At 72.4% G+C, this 21,492-nt stretch carries 19 protein-coding genes; 15 read left to right on the top strand and 4 right to left on the bottom strand.

Features of this window, described 5'->3' with window-relative positions:
- Positions 1–31: 31 nt before the first annotated feature.
- The 3 genes from AC4BEG_RS02085 to AC4BEG_RS02075 all read right to left on the bottom strand — a co-directional run bounded on the left by AC4BEG_RS02085 (position 32) and on the right by AC4BEG_RS02075 (position 3,582).
- Complete coding sequence (locus AC4BEG_RS02085) at positions 32–1,201, bottom strand: DMT family transporter (protein WP_490704187.1); 1,170 nt, start codon at positions 1,199–1,201, stop codon at positions 32–34.
- 97 nt (positions 1,202–1,298) lie between these two features.
- Positions 1,299–2,858: a bifunctional phosphatase PAP2/diacylglycerol kinase family protein gene (locus AC4BEG_RS02080; RefSeq protein WP_490704186.1), complete on the bottom strand. Its 1,560-nt coding sequence runs from the start codon at positions 2,856–2,858 to the stop codon at positions 1,299–1,301.
- 133 nt (positions 2,859–2,991) lie between these two features.
- Positions 2,992–3,582, bottom strand: coding sequence for a TetR/AcrR family transcriptional regulator C-terminal domain-containing protein (locus tag AC4BEG_RS02075; RefSeq protein ID WP_490704185.1), 591 nt, complete (start codon positions 3,580–3,582; stop codon positions 2,992–2,994).
- Between the two features lie 142 nt (positions 3,583–3,724).
- On the opposite strand from AC4BEG_RS02075, the gene AC4BEG_RS02070 reads away from it, so the two are divergent.
- From AC4BEG_RS02070 to AC4BEG_RS02000, 15 genes are all read left to right on the top strand, one after another.
- Entirely contained in the window at positions 3,725–5,347 is a 1,623-nt protein-coding gene (locus AC4BEG_RS02070) for an FAD-dependent monooxygenase (protein WP_490704184.1), read from the top strand.
- A 343-nt stretch (positions 5,348–5,690) separates the two neighbouring features.
- Positions 5,691–5,861, top strand: a complete 171-nt coding sequence (locus AC4BEG_RS02065) for a hypothetical protein (RefSeq protein WP_201876140.1) — start codon at positions 5,691–5,693, stop codon at positions 5,859–5,861.
- Positions 5,862–6,127: 266 nt separating this feature from the next.
- Positions 6,128–6,481, top strand: a complete 354-nt coding sequence (locus AC4BEG_RS02060; RefSeq protein ID WP_490704183.1) for a hypothetical protein — start codon at positions 6,128–6,130, stop codon at positions 6,479–6,481.
- A 186-nt stretch (positions 6,482–6,667) separates the two neighbouring features.
- On the top strand, positions 6,668–7,177 hold the full coding sequence (locus tag AC4BEG_RS02055; protein ID WP_490707337.1) for a helix-turn-helix domain-containing protein: 510 nt from the start codon (positions 6,668–6,670) through the stop codon (positions 7,175–7,177).
- A 55-nt stretch (positions 7,178–7,232) separates the two neighbouring features.
- The gene (locus tag AC4BEG_RS02050; RefSeq protein WP_490704182.1) at positions 7,233–7,832 is read left to right on the top strand and encodes an ImmA/IrrE family metallo-endopeptidase; all 600 of its coding nucleotides are present in this window, start codon (positions 7,233–7,235) and stop codon (positions 7,830–7,832) included.
- Complete coding sequence (locus AC4BEG_RS02045) at positions 7,825–9,009, top strand: MAB_1171c family putative transporter (RefSeq protein WP_490704181.1); 1,185 nt, start codon at positions 7,825–7,827, stop codon at positions 9,007–9,009. Before AC4BEG_RS02050 ends, AC4BEG_RS02045 begins: the two co-directional genes overlap by 8 nt.
- A gap of 209 nt (positions 9,010–9,218) precedes the next feature.
- Positions 9,219–10,430: a cytochrome P450 family protein gene (locus AC4BEG_RS02040; protein WP_490704180.1), complete on the top strand. Its 1,212-nt coding sequence runs from the start codon at positions 9,219–9,221 to the stop codon at positions 10,428–10,430.
- A gap of 204 nt (positions 10,431–10,634) precedes the next feature.
- Positions 10,635–12,518 (top strand): methylmalonyl-CoA mutase small subunit, encoded by a 1,884-nt coding sequence (mutA, locus tag AC4BEG_RS02035; protein ID WP_490704179.1) that lies wholly within the window; start codon positions 10,635–10,637, stop codon positions 12,516–12,518.
- Positions 12,518–14,746 (top strand): methylmalonyl-CoA mutase, encoded by a 2,229-nt coding sequence (scpA, locus tag AC4BEG_RS02030; protein ID WP_490704178.1) that lies wholly within the window; start codon positions 12,518–12,520, stop codon positions 14,744–14,746. Before mutA ends, scpA begins: the two co-directional genes overlap by 1 nt.
- 4 nt (positions 14,747–14,750) lie before the next feature.
- The gene (meaB, locus tag AC4BEG_RS02025) at positions 14,751–15,758 is read left to right on the top strand and encodes a methylmalonyl Co-A mutase-associated GTPase MeaB (protein ID WP_490704177.1); all 1,008 of its coding nucleotides are present in this window, start codon (positions 14,751–14,753) and stop codon (positions 15,756–15,758) included.
- A 3-nt stretch (positions 15,759–15,761) separates the two neighbouring features.
- Positions 15,762–16,556: a (2Fe-2S)-binding protein gene (locus AC4BEG_RS02020; RefSeq protein ID WP_490704176.1), complete on the top strand. Its 795-nt coding sequence runs from the start codon at positions 15,762–15,764 to the stop codon at positions 16,554–16,556.
- Between the two features lie 32 nt (positions 16,557–16,588).
- Positions 16,589–17,395: an acyltransferase gene (locus AC4BEG_RS02015; RefSeq protein ID WP_490704175.1), complete on the top strand. Its 807-nt coding sequence runs from the start codon at positions 16,589–16,591 to the stop codon at positions 17,393–17,395.
- 126 nt (positions 17,396–17,521) lie between these two features.
- The gene (gene cbiE / locus AC4BEG_RS02010; RefSeq protein WP_490704174.1) at positions 17,522–18,781 is read left to right on the top strand and encodes a precorrin-6y C5,15-methyltransferase (decarboxylating) subunit CbiE; all 1,260 of its coding nucleotides are present in this window, start codon (positions 17,522–17,524) and stop codon (positions 18,779–18,781) included.
- Complete coding sequence (gene cobM, locus AC4BEG_RS02005; RefSeq protein WP_490704173.1) at positions 18,778–19,548, top strand: precorrin-4 C(11)-methyltransferase; 771 nt, start codon at positions 18,778–18,780, stop codon at positions 19,546–19,548. The genes cbiE and cobM overlap by 4 nt, the downstream gene beginning before the upstream one ends.
- A 111-nt stretch (positions 19,549–19,659) precedes the next feature.
- On the top strand, positions 19,660–20,259 hold the full coding sequence (locus AC4BEG_RS02000) for a dihydrofolate reductase family protein (RefSeq protein WP_490704172.1): 600 nt from the start codon (positions 19,660–19,662) through the stop codon (positions 20,257–20,259).
- A gap of 62 nt (positions 20,260–20,321) precedes the next feature.
- Here AC4BEG_RS02000 and AC4BEG_RS01995 read toward each other — a convergent pair whose 3' ends face one another.
- Complete coding sequence (locus tag AC4BEG_RS01995) at positions 20,322–21,476, bottom strand: cobalt-precorrin-5B (C(1))-methyltransferase (RefSeq protein WP_490704171.1); 1,155 nt, start codon at positions 21,474–21,476, stop codon at positions 20,322–20,324.
- Positions 21,477–21,492 lie beyond the last annotated feature (16 nt).

The following is a 21,492-nucleotide window of genomic DNA, read 5'->3' as shown; positions in this document are numbered from 1 at the left end:
ACACAACCGGACCAGACCAACCCGTGCCGCCTCAGCCGTGTGGCTGGAGCATGGCCTTGCCGCAGTCCGGCCGGCCCGGCGACCCGCCCTGCCCACCGGAGGACTGATGGGGGATCCGGTCCGTGAGACGGAGGGGAACACCGGGAGTGCCGGGCGCCCCGACGGCCCCGATCGCCAGGGCCGGGTCGGCCGTCCCGACCGCCGTGGTGTCCTCGGCCGCCCCGACCGGTTCGGCGGTCCGTACGTCTTCGGCGGTCCGTACGTCTTCGGTGGTCCCGTCCGTCTCCACCGTGTCCGTCAGCTCGGCGGTCACCGGTTCCCCGGTCACCTCGGTCGTACCAACTGCCCCGTTCTTCCAGGCCCGTTCCGCTTCCGCCTCCGCGCCGTGCACCGTCAGCATCACCAGACCGGCGCTCGCGACGACCGCCGCCACCAGGGCCAGCAGGGCGCCCGGCGTACCGAACCGGAAGTGCTCGCCCAGTGCGGCGATGCCCACGGCCGTGGCGACCACCGGATTGACCACGGTCGCCGTCGCCAGTGGTGCGGCCAGCCCGGCGCCACGGTAGGACGCCTGGGACAGCAGCACACCGCCGGACGCCAGCAGACCGATCATGACGAAGCTGGGCAGGGCGTCGCCCAGCGCGTCCCAATTCCACTCCACCGCGACGTTCTTGGTGAACACCGAGGAGATACCGAAGGCCGTGCCCGCCGCCGTGGCCAGCAGCACACTGCGGACACCGGGCAGCCTGATCCACCGCGCGGTCCCGGCCAGCAGTGCGATGGTGCCGACCGTCGCCACGGTCACGGCGATCCGCTCCTGTTCCGCCAGCGCCTGCGCCTCCCGCGAGGGACCGGTCAGTGAGAGCAGCCCGGCCAGCCCGACGGTCGCCAGCACCGCGCCCCGCCAGCCCGCGGCCCCCACCCGGCGGCGTACGAACAGGGCCGCCATCGGCAGCGCGAAGACGATGGTGAGGGCGCCCAGCGGCTGCACCACGCTCAACGGCCCGTAGGCCAGGGCGATCACATGGAGGACCGCACCCGTCCCGTTCAGGGTCACCGCGGCCCACCAACTCCCGTGCCGCAGGGGGGCGGAGGGGTAACGCGGCGTCGTGGCCGCGACATGCTCCTGGAGTATGGCTCCGGCGGCGTAGCACACCGCGGAGGCCAGGGCCAGCAGCACAGACAGCGCAAGGGAGGTCACGTCGTGGCCCCCTGGGCCGATCGGTCGTCGTCCATACCCTCCACCTTGGCGGGTGGAGGCGGCTCCGTCGTCGTCCTAGAGCACCGAATTCCATGTACTACTTGCGTAGTACGGAGCGCCACCAGTGGGGGACTTGCGCGGCCGCCGTACGCGCCCTTTGGAGGAGTTCGTTCTGCGGTTCGGCGGGGCGGTAGACGGTGAGTGCCCCGGGCCGCTTGTCCAGCAGCAGCGCCTCGCCCGGGGTGGCGGTCACCTCGCCGTCGTAGGCGAGGGAGTCCACATCGTCCAGACCCGACAACCGCAGCGTGCGCATCCGGCTCGTGGAGTAGACGTGGGAGCGGCCCAGGGTGCCGGTGAGCGCGGCGATCAGCAGCCGGGTACGGGCCAGCCGCTGGTTCCCGTCGATCGCCCGGACGTCCAGCAGCCCGTCGTCGAGCTGATCGCGGTAGGCGGGCGCGAACCCGTCGGGGGAGTAGCCGCCGTTGCCGACGAACAGCACCCACAGCCGTCGCTTGCGCCCATTGACCTCGATCTCCATCGGCTCCGCGGTACGCAGCACCCGGGTCAGCGCGACGGCGGCCGCGGGCCATTTGCCCAGCCGGTCCTGGAGGCTCTCCCGGATCCGCACCAGCTCGGGGTAGAAGCCGATGCTGAAGGTGTTGACGAAGTGCTGACTCTTGCCGTCGCCGCTGAGCGGTGTGGCGCGGGCGAGGTCCACGGCCACGGCATCGCCCTCGGTCACCGCGTGCGCGGTGTCCTCGAACGCCGGTACGCCCACGTCCAGAGCGAAGTGGTCCAGGGTGCCGCCCGCGAACACCGCCAGCGGAAGTCCGCGTTCGGCGGCGAGCGTGGCCGCCGCGTTGACACTGCCGTCGCCACCACAGATGCCCAGCGCCCCGGCCCGCTCGGCGGCCCGCCGCCCGGCCTGCTGGAGCAGTGTCATGAAGTGGTCCTCGGGGCCGCATTCCAGGATCTCGGCAGCGGGCAGCAGCACCCGCAGCTGATCGGCCACGGAGAGCCCGCCCGCCGCGGAGGCCGCGCCCGCCCGCTGGTTGACCAGAAGGACCAGCCCCTCGCCCTTGGGCAGCGCGGGGGCGGAGACCCGGGGCCGGGCCTGCGCCGGGATCTCCGGGCGCGGCGGCCAGTAGCGGCAGGTGAACGCGGCGGCGCCGGCCCCGATCGCGAGACCCGCCAGCACATCGCTCGGGTAGTGCACACCCACGTACACCCGGGAGGCGGCGACCGCGGCGGCCAGCGGGGCGACCAGCATGCCGTACCGGGAGGACTCGATGGCCACTCCGGTGGCGAACGCGGCGGCCGAGGCCGAGTGGCCCGAGGGAAAGGAACTCGTCCACGGCTGCTTGTGCAGCCGCCGCACCAGGGGGACGCCGTCCAGCACCGGACGGCGCCGTTCCACGGTCCACTTGACCACCAGGTTCGTGGCCAGCGATGCCGCGGCGAGCGAGCCGACCCCGCGCAGCGCGGCCCGCCGCGCGGTGCGTCCGCCGACCGCCGCCAGCACACCGGCGGTACCGAACCACAGCCGTCCGTGGTCGGCCGCCCGGCTGAGCCGGGGCAGTGTGGGGTGCGCGCCGCGCAGCCGTCCGGACGCGACCCGGGCGAACAGCCGGCGGTCGAGTTCGCTGATGTGTCTCATGCGTCATGGGTATCCCGGAACCGCCGTCTGCACGCGCGATCGGTCTCCGCGTGTGATCAGCGTCGCCGTCGGGCGGGCTACCGGGTCGGGCCCATCAGGTCGGGTCTACCGGGTCCGGCTTACCAGGTCGGAGCTACCGGGTCCGGCCGCTGACGATGAGGTCGGCGCCGTGTCCGAAGCGGTCCTCGAAGTCGCCGAAGTGCGGAACGGCCGTGGCGAGCGCGGGATAGCGCTCGGCGGTGACCGCGCTCCGCAGCCGCTCCGGGCTTCCGGTGCCGTCGGCGGCCTGTTCCTCCTGGACCAGACCGAGGGTGAAGTACACCAGTGCCCAGGTCCGCCACGCCGCCTCCGCCGGACCGTGGCCCCCGGCCAGGAACGCGCCCGTCAGCGCGTCGGCGAAGCGGAGGGTGTTGTCCTCGGCCACATCGGTACCGGCCACCACCCGCGCCCCGTCCCGGCGGGCGAGCAGCGCCGCGCGATAGCGGTCGGCCAGGGTGCGGGCCCGCTCCTCCCAGAGCTCCGGAAGCGGGTCGTCCGCACAGCCGTGGAGCATCGCGTCGGCCATCAGCTCCAGCAGCCGCGGCTTGCTGGAGGCGTGCCAGTACACGGTGTTGAGCTGGACGCCCAGCCGCTCGGCCACCTTGCGCATCGTGAGCTTGTCCAGCCCTGTCTCGTCCAGCAGCTCCAGCGCCGCCGTCACCACGGCCGTGCGGTCCAGGCCCATGTGCCCCGTCTCCCTCCACTTGCCTCTTGATCCGGGATCAAGTCTACTGGGGAGGCGCTGTTGATCCAGGATCAAGACCGGTTCTGGCGCACCGGCGTATCAGCCCTGCGATGAGAAGTGACATAGAACCGAGGGAGACGCTGTGGTGGACCATGTGGTGGTGGTGGGGGCCGGGCCGACCGGACTGCTGCTCGCCACCGAACTACGGCTCGCGGGGGTGCCCGTCACCGTCGTCGAGCGCGCGGCCGAGCGCAGCCCGCACTCCAAGGCGCTCACGCTCCATCCGCGCACGCTGGAAGTGTTCGCCCTGCGCGGGATCGCCGAGCGGTTCACCGCCGAGGGCGCCCGGCTCCCCGTCGCCCACTACGCGGGGCTGCCCACCCGGCTGGACCTTTCCGTGCTCGACACCCGCTTCCCCTTCACCCTGATCCTTCCTCAGCTGCGGACCGAACAACTGCTGGAGGAGCGGCTGCGGGAGCTGGGCGGAGAAGTCAGGTGGGGCCACCGGGTGCTCGCGGTGCGCCAGTCCGCTGACGGCGCCGGCGCCGGCGTCGAGGTGGAGGTGGCGGGCCCGGACGGGACCGGCACCCTGCGGGCGGCCTGGGTGGTGGGCTGCGACGGCGCCGGGAGCACGGTGCGATCCTCGGCGGGCATCGACTTCCCCGGCACCCCGACCACCCTCACCGGCTTCCTCGGCGACGTCCTGCTCGACGCGCCGCCGACGGCGGAGGGCGCGCCCTCGTACGACAACGCCCACGGCGGCATCATGGTCGTCCCGCTGGAGGCCGGATACCACCGCATCGTCGGTTCCGCCCGGGGAACCTCCGCCGCCCCCTCCTCGCGGCCCTTCACCTTCGAGGAGCTGCGCACCGCCGTGCGCGAGGTGGCGGGCACCGACTTCGGGATGCATACGCCCCGGTGGCTGTCGCGCTTCGGCAACGCGGCGCGGCAGGCCGCCCGTTACCGCGAAGGGCGGGTGCTGCTGGCCGGGGACGCGGCGCATATGCATATGCCGTTCGGTGGGCAGGGGCTCAACGTGGGTGTCCAGGACGCCTTCAACCTCGGATGGAAACTGGCCTCCGTATGCCATGGCCGCGCCCCCGCCGCCCTGTTGGACACCTACCACGACGAACGGCACCCGGTCGGCGCCGCCCTGCTGGAGAACACCCGGGCCCAGACGGTCATCGGCACCGCGCACACCGCGGACACCCCGGCGCTGCGCCGTGTTCTCAGCGGGATCCTGGCCGACCACCCCGATGTCAACCGGCGGCTGGCCGGGCAGATCTCCGCGCTGGACGTCGCCTATCCCGACCCGGGCGGTGCGTTGCTGGTCGGTGAGCGCGTGCCCGATGTGGGGCTGGACGGGGCGGCCGAGCCGAGTCTGTACCCGCTGCTGGCCGACGGGCGGTTCGTCCTGCTCCACCTCAGGGGCACCGCGGCCGGAGCGGACGGCATCGCCACGGCCGCCGCGCTCGCCGGGGGTGAGGACCGGATCAGGACCGTGGCCGCACGCCCGACCACCGTCCACCAGGGCTGGGACGGCCTGGCCACCGTCCTGGTGCGGCCGGACGGGCATATCGCTTGGGCGCGCCACGCGGTGGACGGCGGCGCGGACGGTCCGGAGCCGGCCACGGGGCAGCGCCGCCCGGTGACCGGGAACGGCGACGGAGGTGCCGCGCCGCTGCCGGGGCGGCCTGACCCGGCCGGTTCCTGTGCGTTCGCCCGGCCGTGGCACCGGAGTGCGGTGCCCGGCCGGGCGGTGTAGCGTCCGCCGCACCGCGGCCGGGAGATGTTCCGGTGCGCGGAACGATGTTGTCGATCTTCGTGGCCAGAGCGCGGGGTCGGGCCGTGCGCACGCCCCGCCGAGGGCCCGGCCGGCCGCCGTTGTCCCGGGTTCGCGCCCGGGGGTCCGTCACCCGTTCGGCGGTCCGGTGTCCGGCCCCCTGGCATCCAGCTCAGCACGATTGGCATCCCGCGGCCACCGGACGTACGGCTCCTGAGGGGTGGTGTCCATTCCGTGTCCACTCCTTGGAAATCGACGCGCGGACCGTTCCCTTGCTGGTTAACCTGGCGACAGATCCCGGTTCAGCCGACACAGGGAGTGTGCGGTGACCCCCGAACAGACACAGAGCGACGAGTCGCACGCAGGCGATGACGGGCGGTGCGCAGAGCCCTCGGAAGTGGGCAGTCTGGAGGTGTGGGCACGCTCCGCGCCGATCCGCCTCGCCGGTTACGAGGACGACCTGGCCGAGCCGCACATCCTCCAGAGCGTGGATTGAGAGCGTCGCGGTCAATCGCTTCCATGTCGAACATTTCGGACGGCCATCATTCAGCCGAATTCGGCACGATCGAAGAGGGTGGCTCCAGCGAGCCACCCTGCCGAAGGAAGAGCTCGCCCTAGTGGTGTAAACCAATGATGTAACAGGTCGCAGCGGGGTGTCCGATCGTTAATCGGCCACGGCCAGTCCGCTCCACGGCGGGCCCGGAGGGCACGGTCCGGGTCGGCGATCTGTCCGCGCACCGCGACTTCGTCGACGTACGCGATGTGGCGCGGGCCGCCGGGCTCGCCGCCGCCACCCCCGGCGAACATCCACGCGTGCTCAACATCGCCAGCGGTACGGCCCGTCCGGTGCGGGCGGGCACCGAGGGGATGGTGCGGGTCGGCGGCTTTTGCGGGCGGCTCGAGGTGCGCGACGGCGGGTCGGACCGCTCGTCCGCCGTCTCCTGGCAACAAGCTGACATCGCCTACGTCGACACCGCGTACGGCCACCGCCGGACCGGGCCGGCGCCCGCCGATTTCCGCCGGTGCCGCCGCTGGTACGGCGTGGACGGGGTGTTCCTGGACCGGACCGCGTCCCACGCCGCCCGCCCGTGGACTTCAGGACGTGCCCGGCCATGACCCCGACCTGAGGGAGGGGGAAGCCGGCACCAGCCAACTGGCGGTTAAGTCGGGGGTTCCCGCACAGTGGGGGGCGGACTGGTGCGTCAGACAACCTCCATGGCAGGATGGCCGCGCGGCGTTGTTCGCCTTAACCAACCGTGAGGGCGTACCGCCGTGAACTGCCACAAAAACAAGGGGGAGCGGATGGCCGTCGGGGCCGACAGGTCACCGGATGACGCCGGCAGTCGGCTGGCGGACCGGCTCAACTACCTGTTCGCCACCATGCACCCGCCGGGCGCCCCCTACACCAACGCCCATGTCGCCGAGGAGATCAGCGGAAGCGAGGAGTACGGCAAGGCGGGTCTGACCGAGCAGTATCTGTCGATGCTGCGCAACGGGAAGCGCACCAACCCGAGCCCGGACCTGCTGCGCGCACTGGCCAAGTTCTTCGCCGTGCCCGTCGGTTATCTGCTCGGCGACCTCTCGCCGTCGCAGGCGGAGCGGGTGGAGGAAGAGGTGCGGTTCCTGGTCGCGATGCGCGACAAGCGGGTCCGCGGCATCGCGCTGCGTTCCGTGGGCCTCCCCCCGGAGGTCCAGGACAGCCTCACCGCCATCATCTCCCAGTTCCGGCAGCAGATGAACCTTCCGCCGGAGCCGGGCGGACCGGAGGGATCCGCCGAACCGGACGGCGAGGCACCCCGTGGGCTGCGGTGAGGTGCGGTCACTGTTCCGCTCCTGGTGCCGGACCGGAATCGAGGGTGGTACAGGCATGCGAGTGCGCCGGATACGACGGCGGTGCAAGCAGCTCATCAAAGAGCTCGGGCTGCCCGCCTCGACCGATCTGCCGCGCCTGTGCGCCATCGTGGCCGAGCGGGTCGGACGCCCCGTCCATCTGGTGCCGATGAGCCTGGGCGGTGTGGTCTCCGGCATGACGGCCAGTACCGACGAGGGATTCTGGATCTTCTACGAGCTCCGCACGTCCCCCTGGCACCAGATCCACATCGTGCTGCACGAGATCGGTCATCTGCTGCTGGGACATGACCAGGACCCGGCCGTCACCGAGGACGCGCTGCGCATGTGGGCCCCGTCCGTCGATGTCACCACCGCCATGCGGCGACTCGGCATGACCCCGGGCTTCGCCCGCCACCACTGCTACGACAACCTCACCGAGCGGGAAACCGAGGTCCTGGGCACTCTGCTGATGGAGCGTGTGGTGCCCGGCTCGTACGACCACGGGCTGCCGCTGCGGGGGCGGGCCGCCGAACTGGCCGCCGCCCTCGGCCCGGCGCTGCGCCATGTGCGCGACGCGGACACCGCCCGTCCCCCTGGGGACGCTCCCGGCACCGGCGGTGGTGAGGCCCATGTTTGACCTGGTGTACCTGTGCTTCGGCGCTGCCGCCTGGGCCCTGGCGGGATACAAGGCCCGCGCCTGGTTCCGTGACCGCGGCAACGCCGATCTGGGGCTCGCCTGTCTGATGACCGGTGCCGTGGCCAATGTGTTCCTGCTCTCGGCGCCCAGCGTCTACCGCTGGTTCGACCGGCTGGTGGGCGTGGCCAACCTGGCCATGGTCTTCCTCTACTCCTCAGTGGTGGTGTTCGCCACCGGCGCCCTGGTGCTGCTGCTGCGCTGGACGGGCTCGGCGATCCGGCCGCGCGTCGTGGTGGCCGCCGTGGGCGTGGTGTGGACGGTGGCGGTCACGGGCTTCGCCGTCGGCCGTCCGGACGCCGTGGAGCACCCCCGGGACTTCAGCACCGCCTATGCCGATGAGCCCGGAGTGGTCCTCTTCCTGGTGCTGTATCTGGCCATTTTCGGAAGCGGACTCGCGGGTCTTGGCGTCCTGTGCCCGCGCTATGCCGCGACCCTGCGCGGCTCCTGGCTCGCCCGGGGCCTGCGACTGCTCGCCGCCGGGTGCTGGCTGGGCCTGGGGTACTGCGCCTGCAAGCTGATCGGCTTTGTCTTCTCCTGGTCCGGCCGGGAGCTGTACTGGCTCTCCAACGGCGTGGCCCCGCTGGCCGCTTCGGTCGCCGCCCTGCTCGTCCTGGCCGGGTTCGCCCTTCCGGCCGGTGGCCCGCGCGCCTCCGCGTGGCGCAGGTTCCGGCGGCTGCGGCCGCTGTGGCGGGAAGTCACCGCTCAGGCGCCCGAAGTGGCCATGGGACAGGCGCGCTGGACCGCCTGGTGGCCGCTGGCCGATCTGGAGTGGCGGGCCAACCGGCAGATGGCGGAGATCCGTGACGTCCAGCGCGGTGTGCGGCGTCATGTGGAGGCCGATGTCCTCGAGATCGCACGTGTCAAGGCCCAGGCCGCACGGTTGGACGATTGGCAACTTGCTGCCGTAGTGGAAGCAGCGGCACTGCGACGCGGTTTGCTGAATCAAGCACGTGGACACCTGCCGGACGCCGCAGCGGACAGCGTGGTGGTGACGACGCGGACCGAACTGGCCGACGAGCACGAGCACTTGGCCCGGGTCGCCGATGTCTACCGGCTGCCGCTGGTGGACGAGGTGCTCGCGGAGCTGGGGGAGGGGACCGCCGCAACGCGGCGGTGACTCAGGGGGGATCGAAGACGAGGTGGCCCTGGACGGGGGTCGGGGCCGCCCGTGGCGCAGGCGGCGCCGGGAGGATTCAGTCCCGGCGCCGCCTTCCGGCCAGCGCCGCACCGCACCACACACCTTCCCCACCGGCTCCCACCGGACGGACCGCGCCGTGGACTTCGGCCCGCACCGGACGATCTGGAGACGATCTAGAGTCGGGAGCCATGACCGCGAACTCCACCCCCCGCGACACCACCGGGCTGCTGACCGATCCCTACGCCACCTACGCCGCCCTCCGGGAGGAGGGCCCGGTCCACCGGATCACCGGACCCGACGGCAACCCGGCCTGGCTGGTCACCCGTTACGAGGACGTCCGGCGGGCGTTCGCCGACCCCCGGCTCTCCCTGGACAAGAGCAACGCCCTCCCCGGCAACTTCCGTGGCTTCTCGCTGCCGCCCGCCCTCGACGCCAACCTCCTCAACATGGACCCGCCGGACCACACCCGGGTCCGCCGTCTGGTGGTGAAGGCGTTCACCGCGGGCCGGGTCGAGGCGATGCGAGCGGGGGTACGGCGGCTGGCGGACGGATTGCTGGACGCCATGGAGTCCGCCGGACGTGCCGATCTGATCGCGGACTACGCCGGGCCGCTCCCCATCGCGGTGATCTGCGATCTCCTCGGTGTTCCGCACAGCGACCGGCAGGACTTCCTCGCCTGGTCGGACGCCCTGATCACGCCCGATCCCCACCGTCCGGAGCAGGCGAAGGAGGCGATCGGCAGCATGCTGCGCTTCTACACCGGACTGATCGCCGCCAAGCGCGAGGAGCCCGGGGACGATCTGCTCTCCGCTCTGATCGCGGCCCGCGACGACGGCGAGAGCGGCCCCGGCGGGACGGACCGGCTCAGCGAGGACGAACTGACCTCACTCGCCTTTCTGCTCCTCTTCGCCGGATACGAAAATGTGGTCCATCTCATCGGGAATTCTGTATCCGGTCTGCTCGACCGCCCCGAACTGCTGCGTGCGCTGCGCGAGAAACCCGACGGGATCCCGGCCGTGGTCGAGGAATTCGCCCGCCATGACGGACCGACTCCGCTCTCGATCCGCCGCTTCCCGCTCGAGGACATCGAGATCGGTGGCGTGACGGTTCCCGCCGGGGAGACGGTGCTGCTCTCGATCGCCGCCGCCAATCGTGATCCCCACCACTTCGAGGATCCGGACCACTTCAATCCACATGTTGTCCGGTCCGGGCACCTTGCGTTCGGTCATGGCATCCACTATTGCCTCGGTGTCCCGCTGGCCAGGATGGAGGTAGAAGTGGCGCTGGAGGCCCTGTTCAGCCGCTTTCCGGGGGTGCGACTCGCTGTTTCGAAGGACGAGCTGCGGTGGCGGCCATCGATTCGTGCGCGTGGCCTGATCTCGCTCCCCATCGCATGGTGATCGGAAAAACGAACACGTTTGTGATGCATAACCCGGTCCCGATGCGGTAAAAAGGTCATCGAGCCCGCCCGGTGTGCATCCCCCGTCGCACCGGGCGGGCCTCCGTTCGCGCGGAACCGTCCCGCGGTGGACTGGATACAGAGAGCAAGCTCACATCCGATTCCTCTGCTCCGGCTTAAGAAGATCGCACTAGCCTCCTGCGTTATGACGGTCCTGCCTGACGGCCTTCCCCTCGCCGACGAATTCCCGGATGTGACGCGTGACCAATGGCGCCACCTCGTCGAAGGAGTGCTGCGTAAAAGCGGCACCTCGGACGCCGTAGGCGAACAGGCCGAAGCGGCCCTCGCGACCGCACTCGAGGACGGCATCTCCGTCCGCCCCCTCTACACCGCCGAGGACGCCCCGCAGGACGCGGGACTCCCCGGCTTCGCCCCGTTCGTCCGCGGCGGACGGCCCGAGGGCTCCACGGTCTCCGGCTGGGACGTACGCCAGCGCCACGCCCACCCCGACCCGGCCCGCATCAACCAGGCAGTCCTGACCGACCTGGAGAACGGCGTCAGCTCGGTGTGGCTGGCGGTCGGCGAGGGCGGAGTGCCCGTTGACGCCCTGCCCCAGGCGCTGAACGGTGTCTATCTCGACCTCGCCCCCGTCGTCCTCGACGCGGGCGCCGACTTCGAGGCCGCCGCCCGTGCCCTGCTGCGGCTCTACGGCGAGCGTGAGGTGCCCTCGCACGCGGCGCTCGGCAACCTCGGCGCCGACCCGCTGGGCCTGGTGGCCCGCACCGGCCGGGACGAGGACCTGCCGGGGCAACTGGCCGCCGCCGCCCAGCTGGCGGCCCTCAGCCACCGCGACTACCCCGGCGTCCGGACCCTCACCGTGGACGGCCTGCCGTACCACGAGGCCGGTGGCTCGGCCGCCCAGGAGCTCGGCTGCTCGCTCGCCGCGGGTGTGGCCTATCTGCGGACGCTGACCGACGCCGGGCTCAGCGCCGAAGCCGCCTGCGGCGAGTTGGAGTTCCGCTACGCGGCCACCGCCGACCAGTTCCTGACCATCGCCAAACTGCGCGCCGCCCGGCGGCTGTGGGCCCGGGTCGCCCAGGTGTGCGGCGCCGCCCCCGAAGCGGGCGCCCAGCGCCAGCACGCGGTGACCTCCCCGGTGATGATGACCCGGCGCGACCCCTGGGTGAACATGCTCCGCACCACCGTGGCGAGCCTGGCCGCCGGGGTCGGCGGCGCCGACGCCGTCACCGTGCTGCCCTTCGACAGCGCCCTCGGCCGGCCCGACGACTTCGCTCTCCGCGTGGCCCGCAACACCTCCACCATCCTGCTCGAGGAGTCGCACCTCGCCCGGGTGATCGACCCCGGGGGCGGCTCCTGGTACATCGAGCGGCTCACCGACGACGTGGCCCGCGCCGGGTGGGCCTGGTTCCAGGAGATCGAGCGCGCCGGCGGCCTCGCCGCCGCCCTCGCCTCCGGCCTGGTCCGCGACCGGCTGGCCGACACCTGGGCCCGCCGCTCCCGCGATCTGGCCCGCCGCAAGGAGCCGATCACCGGCGTCAGCGAGTTCCCGAACCTGGCCGAACAGCCCGTGGAGCGCGAGACCGCGCCCCCGCCGCCCGGCGGCGGACTGCCCCGGGTACGCCGCGACGAGGCGTACGAGGCGCTGCGCGCCCGCTCCGACGCCCACCAGGCCGCCGAGGGCACCCGGCCCCGCGTCTTCCTGGCCGCGCTCGGCCCCGCGGCCGCGCACACCGCGCGCGCCACCTTCGCCGCCAACCTCTTCCAGGCGGGCGGTATCGAGGCGGTGCACGAGCCGGTCACCGTGACCGCCGGGACCGTGGCCGACGCCTTCGCCGCCAGTGGCGCCCGCGTGGCGTGTCTGTGCTCCAGCGACACGCTGTACGCGGAGGAGGCCACGGCCGTCGCCGAGCGCCTGAAGGGCGCCGGCGCACTCCAGGTGTATCTGGCCGGCCGGCCAGGAGATCGACAGGACGAGTACGAGCAGGCCGGAGTGGACGGATTCGTCTTCGCGGGCTGCAACGCGGTCGAGGTTCTCTCCTCGGCCCTGGACATCATGGGGGTGGCGTGATGGCGGGCGGTCCGCAGGACGCCGGAAGGATTCCGGACTTCTCGGGAATCGAGCTCGAGGCGCCCGGGGAGCAGCCCACGGCCACAGCCGCCGACTGGGCCACCGGCTTGAGCGAGAACGTCGGCAAGGGCGTCGAGGACCTGGTGTGGGACACCCCCGAAGGCATCGGGGTCAAACCGCTCTACACCGCCGAGGACTTGACGGACCTGGACTTCCTGGGCACCTACCCCGGCGCCGCGCCCTATCTGCGCGGCCCGTACCCGACGATGTACGTCAACCAGCCCTGGACGATCCGGCAGTACGCGGGCTTCTCCACCGCCGAGGAGTCCAACGCCTTCTACCGCCGCAACCTCGCGGCCGGTCAGAAGGGCCTGTCGGTGGCGTTCGACCTGCCCACCCACCGCGGCTACGACAGCGACCACCCCCGGGTGACCGGCGACGTCGGCATGGCGGGCGTGGCCATCGACTCCATCTACGACATGCGTCAGCTCTTCGACGGCATCCCGCTGGACCGGATGAGTGTGTCGATGACGATGAACGGCGCGGTGCTGCCGGTGCTCGCGCTGTACATCGTTGCCGCCGAGGAGCAGGGGGTGCCCCCGGAGAAGCTGGCGGGGACCATCCAGAACGACATCCTCAAAGAGTTCATGGTCCGCAACACCTACATCTATCCGCCGCAGCCGTCGATGCGGATCATCTCCGACATCTTCGCGTTCACCTCGCAGAAGATGCCCCGCTACAACTCCATCTCCATCTCCGGCTACCACATCCAGGAGGCCGGGGCCACGGCCGACCTGGAGTTGGCGTACACGCTGGCCGACGGGGTGGAGTATCTGCGCGCCGGACTGGACGCCGGGATGGACGTGGACGCGTTCGCGCCGCGGCTGTCGTTCTTCTGGGCCATCGGCATGAACTTCTTCATGGAGATCGCCAAGTTGCGGGCGGCCCGGCTGCTGTGGGCCAAGCTGGTCAAGCAGTTCGACCCCAAGAACCCCAAGTCGCTCAGTCTGCGCACCCATTCGCAGACCTCCGGCTGGTCGCTCACCGCCCAGGACGTGTTCAACAACGTGGCGCGCACCTGTATCGAGGCGATGGCGGCCACCCAGGGCCACACCCAGTCGCTGCACACCAACGCGCTGGACGAGGCGCTGGCGCTGCCCACCGACTTCTCCGCGCGTATCGCCCGCAACACCCAGATCCTGCTCCAGCAGGAGTCGGGCACCTGCCGGGTGATCGACCCCTGGGGCGGCAGCGCCTACGTCGAGAAGCTCACCCACGACCTGGCGCGGCGGGCCTGGCAGCACATCGAGGAGGTCGAGGCGGCCGGCGGTATGGCCAAGGCCATCGACGCGGGCATCCCCAAGATGCGTGTCGAGGAGGCCGCGGCCCGCACCCAGGCGCGTATCGACTCCGGCCGCCAGCCGGTGATCGGCGTCAACAAATACCGGGTGGACAGCGATGAGCAGATCGAGGTCCTCAAGGTCGACAACAGCTCGGTCCGCGCCCAGCAGATCGAGAAGCTGCGGCGGCTGCGCGCCGAGCGGGACGAGGCGGTGTGTCAGGACGCGCTGCGCCGGCTGACCGCCGCCGCGGAGTCCGGCCCCGGCACCGGCCTGGAGGGCAATCTACTGGCCCTCGCCGTGGACGCGGCCCGCGCCAAGGCCACCGTGGGCGAGATCTCCGACGCACTCGAGAAGGTGTACGGGCGCCACTCCGGCCAGATCCGTACGATCTCCGGTGTGTACCGAGAAGAGGCCGGACCGTCGTCCGGTGTGGACCGCACCCGCGCCCTGGTCGAGAGGTTCGAGGAGGCCGAGGGCCGCCGCCCCCGCATCCTGGTCGCCAAGATGGGCCAGGACGGGCACGACCGCGGCCAGAAGGTGATCGCCACCGCCTTCGCCGACCTGGGCTTCGACGTGGACGTCGGCCCGCTGTTCCAGACCCCGGAGGAGGTCGCCCGGCAGGCGGTGGAGGCCGATGTGCACATCGTCGGCGTCTCCTCGCTCGCGGCCGGCCACCTCACCCTGGTGCCCGCGCTGCGCGAGCAACTGGCCGAGGCGGGGCGCGAGGACATCACCATCGTCGTAGGCGGGGTCATCCCGCCGCAGGACGTCCAGACCCTGCACGAGGCCGGTGCCGCCGCCGTCTTCCTGCCGGGCACGGTCATCCCCGACGCCGCCCACGACTTGGTCAGGTCGCTTGCCGTCGGCCTCGGCCACGAGCTGTAGGCCCATGCGGCCGGCCAAGCGACCGTCCATCGACATCGACACCTACGCCAAGGGTGTGCTCGACGGATCGCGCGCGTACATCGCCCGCGCGATCACCCTCGTCGAGTCCACCCGGCCCGACCACCGCGACCTCGCCCAGCGGCTGCTGATCGAGCTGCTGCCGCACACCGGCGGGGCGCGGCGGGTCGGCATCAGCGGTGTGCCCGGGGTGGGCAAGTCCACCTTCATCGACGCCCTGGGCACCCTGCTCACCGGGCTCGGCCACCGGGTCGCGGTGCTCGCCGTCGACCCGTCCTCCAGCCGCACCGGCGGCTCCATCCTGGGCGACAAGACCCGGATGGAGCGGCTGTCCGTCGACCCGAACGCCTTCGTCCGCCCCTCGCCGAGCGCCGGAACGCTCGGCGGGGTCGCCCGCGCCACCCGCGAGTCCATGGTCGTCATGGAGGCCGCGGGCTATGACGTGGTGCTGGTGGAGACGGTCGGGGTCGGCCAGTCCGAGACCGCCGTGGCCAATATGGTCGACTCCTTCCTGCTGCTCTCCCTGGCCCGCACCGGCGACCAGCTCCAGGGCATCAAGAAGGGCGTCCTGGAGCTGGCCGACGTGGTCACCATCAACAAGGCCGACGGACCGCACGCCCGTGACGCCAAGTCCGCGGCCCGGGAACTGGCGGGCGCGCTACGGCTGTTGCAGCCGCCGGACGCCCCCTGGAACCCGCCCGTCCTCACGTGCAGCGCCCGCGAGGGCAGCGGTCTGGACGTGGTGTGGGAGCGCCTGGAGCAGCACCGCCGGGTGCTGGAGGCCACCGGCGCGCTGGACACCAAGCGCCGCGACCAGCAGGTCGACTGGACCTGGTCGATGGTGCGCGACCAGCTGCTGGCCCGGCTGCACGCACACTCCGAGGTACGGCGCCTGGGACCGCTGCTGGAAGAGCAGGTCCGCGAGGGCACGCTGACAGCGACGCTGGCCGCGGACCGGCTGCTGGACGCGTTCCGGACGACGGACGACCATTGACCCGTGGACGGCGAAGACACCCCTGCGCACGGTGACAGCACAGCGGCGATGCTGCGTGAGGCCGTCGCGGTGGGCCCGTTCTTCGCTCTGCGCACCGGGGGCGCGGGACCGCGCGCCGAGGGGTATGTCCCCCTCGGCGCGGTCTACCGGACCGTCGACGGCCGGGCCGCGCCCCCGCTGCTCGCCCGTATCGACACCGTCGCCGCGACCCTGCGCACCGACGAGCGCCGGGTCGCGGCGTCTCTTGTCTTCCAGGGGCTCGCGGCCCGGCTGTGGTCCCTCGCGCTCGCCCCGGCCGCGCTCCACGACCGGGTGCCGGAGCTGCGCCCCGACCGTCTGTGGTGGAACCCGGCCCGGATGGCCCCCGACGATCTGTGGCACCCCGACCCCGTGCGTGTCCACGGCGAACCCGTTGGGCTCGCCGGACAGTTGGGACAGACCGCGTACGTCCATCTGCGGCCGCTGCACCAGGCCGTCCGCGCCGCCTGCCCGGTCTCCGGACGGCTGCTGTGGGGCAACGCGGCCTCGGCGCTGGCCGGTTCACTGCGGGTGCTGTACGACTGGTGCCGGGCACAAAGCCGGGGGGACGCGGCGGACCGCGCCACCGCGCTCGTCCGCACTCTGCTCCGAACCCTGCCCCTGAGTGACACCGGCACCCTGACCACCGCGCCGCTCTCCTTCCGCCGCCGCACCTGCTGTCTCTACTACCGGGTGCCGGGCGGTGGGCTGTGCGGCGACTGCGCGCTCAGCCGGACCCCTCGCACCGAACGCGGCGCAGGTCACAGCGGTGGGGGCTGATCCCGTGACGGCCCGGTCGGTACGGTGTGCGGGTGCCGATGAACGAGAACCTGTTCTCATCCTGGGCGGCCTGGCGCCGCCGCACCGCGTCCCGCCTGGTGCACCGCGGATCGCGCTGGGTGCGGCAGGCCGGTGCGGTGACCCGGGAGCGCCCCGGCCCCTACCGCTTCGGTGCCATCGGTGTCGGCACCCGGCTGGCCTTCCCCCAGGGCACCGTCTTCGGAGAGCCGTGGATCCACCTCGGCGACCACTGCGTCATCGGCGAGCAGGTGACCCTGACCGCGGGCATGATGCCCAGCCTCGACCTCGGCCCGGATCCCGTACTGCGCCTGGGCAACGGGGTGGTGCTGGGCCGGGGCAGCCATGTGATCGCCTCCCGGACCGTGGAGTTCGGCGACGATGTGTTCTGCGGTCCGTACGTCTACGTGACCAGCGACAACCACTCCTATGACGACCCCGAGCAGCCCATCGGCCGGCAGTGGCCGCGCTCCGCGCCGGTGTCCATCGGCTCCGGAAGCTGGCTGGGCGCCGGGGCGGTGATCCTGCCGGGCGCACGGCTCGGCCGCAATGTGGTGGTGGCCGCGGGCGCGATCGTCCGCGGCGAGGTGCCCGACCACGCGGTGGTCGCCGGAGCGCCCGCCCGGATCATCCGGCGCTGGGCCCCCGACGCGGGCTGGCAGCCGCCGCTGCGGACACCTCCGCCGAAGCCGATCCCCGCGGGGATGACGGCCGAGCAGTTGATGGCGCTCGCCGAACTGGAGCCTGACGACGGTCCGGTGCGGGAGCAGGAGGGGGAGCGGCCGGAGCAGGTGCCGGGGCCCCGGGTGGCGGACGGCTGACCGGCCCCGGGGCGGGGTGTGTCGTAGCAGGTCAGTAGAGTTCCGCTGTGCGCCGTTCCACCGCACATCTCGCCGTCCGTCCCCTTCCGAACTCCTCGATCTCTCCGAACGACGTGAGGTAGCGCCGTGAGCCCCGCCCGACATCCCGTGACCGTCGTCGGTATCGGCGCCGACGGCTGGAACGGCCTCGCGGCCACGGGGCAGGAGGCGCTGCGGTCGGCCGAGGTGGTCATCGGCGGCCCGCGTCAGCTGGCGCTGCTGCCCCCGGAGTGCCGCGGTGAGCGGTTGCCCTGGCCGTCGCCGCTGCGCCCCGCCGTCCCCGGGCTGTTCGCCGGACTCACCGGGCGCCAGGTCTGTGTACTGGCCAGCGGCGACCCGATGTTCTTCGGGATCGGCCGCACCCTGGCCGAGGAACTCGGCGCCGAACGGCTGCGGGTGCTGCCCCATCCGTCGTCCGTCTCCTACGCGTGCGCCCGGCTCGGCCGCCCGCTGGAGGAGATCGAGGTGATCAGCCTCGTGGGCCGCCCGTTGGCCGCCCTGGCCCGGTCCCTGTACCCGGGGCGGCAGTTGCTGGTGCTCAGCGCGGGCGCGGACACCCCGGCCGAGGTCGCCGGGCTGCTGCGGGACCGCGGCTTCGGCCCGAGCCGGATGCGGGTGCTGGAACAGCTCGGTGGCGAGCGCGAGCGCACCGTGGACGGCACGGCCGACACCTGGGCCCATCCGCCCGGCGACCCCCTCAACGTCATTGCCGTCGACTGCGTCCCCGCGGACGGGACGCCACGGCTCCCGGTGACCCCGGGACTGCCGGACGCGGCGTACGAACACGACGGCCAGCTGACGAAGCGTCATGTGCGGGCGGCCACGCTCGCCGCGCTCGCCCCCGCCCCCGGTGAACTGCTGTGGGACATCGGCAGCGGCTCAGGCTCCATCGCCGTGGAGTGGATGCGCGCCCATCGCACCTGCCGGGCCGTCTCCGTCGAACGCGACCCGGTGCGGGCCGAGCGCATCGGCCGCAACGCCGCCGCGCTCGGAGTGCCGGGCCTCGGCGTCATCACCGGCGCGGCACCCGGTGCGCTGGCCGGACTGCCCACCCCCGACGCGGTGTTCATCGGCGGCGGAGCCACCGCGCCCGGACTGCTGGAGACCTGCTGGTCGGCGCTGCTACCGGGCGGGCGGCTCGTCGTCAACACCGTGACGCTCGAATCCGAGGCGCTGCTCGCCGACTGGTACCGCCGCCACGGCGGTGAACTGGTCCGGATCGCCGTCGCCCACGCCGCCCCGGTCGGCGGCTTCACCGGATGGCGGCAAGCCATGCCGGTCACCCAGTGGTCCGTGGTCAAACCGGTCGGCCGGTCGGCCCAACCCGTTCCAGGAGAAACACGATGACGGTGTACTTCATCGGCGCGGGCCCCGGCGCCGCCGACCTGATCACGGTGCGCGGCGCCCGGACCCTCGCCCGCTGCCGGGTGTGTCTGTACGCGGGCAGCCTCGTACCCCGCGAACTGCTGGCCGAATGCCCGCCGGACGCCCGGCTCGTCGACACCGCCCGGCTCGATCTGGACCGGATCACCGCCGAGTTGGTGGCGGCCCATGAGGCGGGCGAGGACGTGGCCCGGCTGCACTCTGGTGATCCGTCGGTCTTCAGCGCCGTGGCCGAGCAGATGCGCCGGCTCGACGCGGCGGGTGTGCCGTATGAGGTGGTGCCCGGTGTGCCCGCCTTCGCGGCGGCCGCCGCCGCGCTGGGGCGCGAGCTGACCGTCCCCACGGTCGGTCAGACCGTCATTCTCACCCGGATCGCCCAGCAGGCCACGCCCATGCCGGACGGGGAGGACCTCGCGACCCTCGGCCGCAGCCGCGCCCTGCTGGTGCTGCACCTCGCCGCCCGTTATGTGGACCGGGTGGTGGCCGAACTCCTTCCGCACTACGGCGCCGACTGCCCGGCGGCGGTGGTGGCCATGGCCAGCCGCCCGGACGAGCTGGTGCTGCGCGGCACGCTGGATGAGATCGCCGAGCAGGTGAAGGCCGCGGGCGTGGTCCGCACAGCCGTCATCATGGTGGGCCGCACGCTGGGCGCCGAGCAGTTCCGCGACAGCCACCTCTACTCCAGCGAGCGTGAGCGCCCGCCTGAGCCGTGCGGCAACGAGGCCGGTTGAGACCCGGTTGAGGGACTTCGCCCCGCACCGATGAGTTCCGCACGGCCGGGCGGTCTCCCTTTCCGTAGCCTCAAGGCGAGGCGAGGCGAGGCGAGGAAGAGGAGCGGCCCCATGCGTATCGCGATCACCGCATTCATGAGTCTGGACGGCGTCGTACAGGCGCCCGGCGGCCCCGACGAGGACACCGACGGCGGTTTCGCCCATGGCGGCTGGACGCATCCGTACTTCGACGAAGAGGTGGTCGGCGGTGCCTTCGACGAGGCGCTGGGCAAGGCCCAGGCGCTGCTGTTCGGCCGCCGCACCTGGCAGGTGATGGCCGCCGCGTGGCCCGAGCGGGCCGGTGACCCGTTCGCCGACCGGATGAACACGATTCCGAAGTACGTGGTGTCCACCACCCTCGGGGACGACGAGCTGACGTGGCAGAACACCACCCTTGTCCCCGGTGACGAGGCGGTGGCGCGCCTCCGTGAGCTGCGCGCGAGCGAGGGCGGCGATCTGCTGCTGATGGGAAGCTCCGCGCTCGCCCGCACCCTGCTGCACGAGGACATGGTCGATGAGCTCCGGCTCATCCTCATGCCGGTGATCCTCGGCGGCGGTAAGACGATCTTCCCCGGCGACGGTGCCCGGCGCGGGTTCGAACTGGTCTCCACGGTCACCAGCGCCAAGGGCGTGCAGGTGTGCACCTTCCGGCCCGCCGGTCGATCGGAGTAGCGGCTGCTCGGCATCGCGAGAGCGCCTGGGAACGCGCCGACCGATGGCGGTACCGTTCCGGCTCAGCCGTCGCGTGGGCCGCGTTCGGCGGCGCGGCCCACGACCGTGCCCGCGCGGTCGATGCAGATGACGTCCACCGCGACCGGCGCGCCGCGCAGTACGCCGAGCGCGGTGTCGCGGGCCGCCGCGGCCACCAGATCGCCGAGCGGCACAGCGCGCGCCGCGCACAACTGGAGCGCTTCCAGACCGGTGTTGGCCATGGCCACCGCCGCCACCAGCTCCTCGTCCGCGCCGCCCCGGCGGGCCAGCTCCGCCAGGAAACCCTTGTCCACCTGGGAGCGCGAGGAGTGCAGATCCAGGTGGCCCGCCGCCAGTTTGGAGAGCTTGGCGAAGCCACCCGCGACCGTCAGCCGGTCCACCGGGTGACGGCGCAGATACTTGAGCACGGCCCCGGCGAAGTCACCCATGTCCAGCAGCGCGTCCTCCGGCAGCCCGTGCACGGCCACCGCCACCTTCTCCGAGGTCGAGCCGGTGCAGCCGGCCACATGCCGGCGCCCCGCCGCCCTGGCGACATCCACCCCGCGCCGAATGCTGTCGATCCACGCGGAGCAGGAGTACGGCACCACGATGCCCGTCGTGCCGAGGATGGACAGACCGCCGAGGATGCCGAGACGGGGATTCCACGTACTGCGGGCGATCTCCTCGCCGTGGTCCACCGAGATCTCCACCTCGACATCGGCCGTCCCGCCGTGGCGGGCCGCGACCGAGGCGATGTGGTCGCGCATCATCTGGCGCGGCACCGGGTTGATGGCCGGTTCGCCGACCTCGAGCGGCAGTCCGGGGCGGGTGACGGTACCCACCCCCGGACCGGCCCGGAAGACCACTCCGGCACCCGGTGGCAGCGTCCGTACCGTGGCCCGGACCAGCGCGCCGTGGGTCACATCGGGATCGTCCCCGGCGTCCTTCACCACCGCGGCCATCGCCCGCCCCCCGGACAACTCCTCGGCCGCCAGCGCGAACGCGGGCCGCTGCCCCTTCGGCAGCTCGATCGTCACCGGGTCCGGGAACTCACCGGTCAGCAGCGCGGTGTACGCGGCTGTGGTGGCGGCCGTCGCACAGGCGCCGGTGGTCCAGCCGTGGCGCAGCCCGGTCCGCTCCAGCTGGGCGCCGCGGCCACCGGCCTGCCGGGCCTCAGCCACGGCCCACCCGCCGCGCATACGATGACGGGCGCAC

The sequence above is a fragment of the Streptomyces sp. JLBJ103 genome, assembly GCF_058215575.1.
The sequence above is the reverse complement of the archived record's forward strand: the minus strand, read 5'-3'. Positions and strand labels throughout refer to the sequence as shown.

Coding starts and splice junctions, on each gene's coding strand:
- AC4BEG_RS02080 (WP_490704186.1), bottom strand. CDS start 2,858: ATGAGACACATCAGCGAACTCGACCGCCGGCTGTTCGCCCGGGTCGCG.
- AC4BEG_RS02075 (WP_490704185.1), bottom strand. CDS start 3,582: ATGGGCCTGGACCGCACGGCCGTGGTGACGGCGGCGCTGGAGCTGCTG.
- AC4BEG_RS02055 (WP_490707337.1), top strand. CDS start 6,668: ATGGCCGTCGGGGCCGACAGGTCACCGGATGACGCCGGCAGTCGGCTG.
- AC4BEG_RS02050 (WP_490704182.1), top strand. CDS start 7,233: ATGCGAGTGCGCCGGATACGACGGCGGTGCAAGCAGCTCATCAAAGAG.
- AC4BEG_RS02045 (WP_490704181.1), top strand. CDS start 7,825: ATGTTTGACCTGGTGTACCTGTGCTTCGGCGCTGCCGCCTGGGCCCTG.
- AC4BEG_RS02040 (WP_490704180.1), top strand. CDS start 9,219: ATGACCGCGAACTCCACCCCCCGCGACACCACCGGGCTGCTGACCGAT.
- mutA (WP_490704179.1), top strand. CDS start 10,635: ATGACGGTCCTGCCTGACGGCCTTCCCCTCGCCGACGAATTCCCGGAT.
- scpA (WP_490704178.1), top strand. CDS start 12,518: ATGGCGGGCGGTCCGCAGGACGCCGGAAGGATTCCGGACTTCTCGGGA.
- meaB (WP_490704177.1), top strand. CDS start 14,751: ATGCGGCCGGCCAAGCGACCGTCCATCGACATCGACACCTACGCCAAG.
- cobM (WP_490704173.1), top strand. CDS start 18,778: ATGACGGTGTACTTCATCGGCGCGGGCCCCGGCGCCGCCGACCTGATC.
- AC4BEG_RS02000 (WP_490704172.1), top strand. CDS start 19,660: ATGCGTATCGCGATCACCGCATTCATGAGTCTGGACGGCGTCGTACAG.
- AC4BEG_RS01995 (WP_490704171.1), bottom strand. CDS start 21,476: ATGCGCGGCGGGTGGGCCGTGGCTGAGGCCCGGCAGGCCGGTGGCCGC.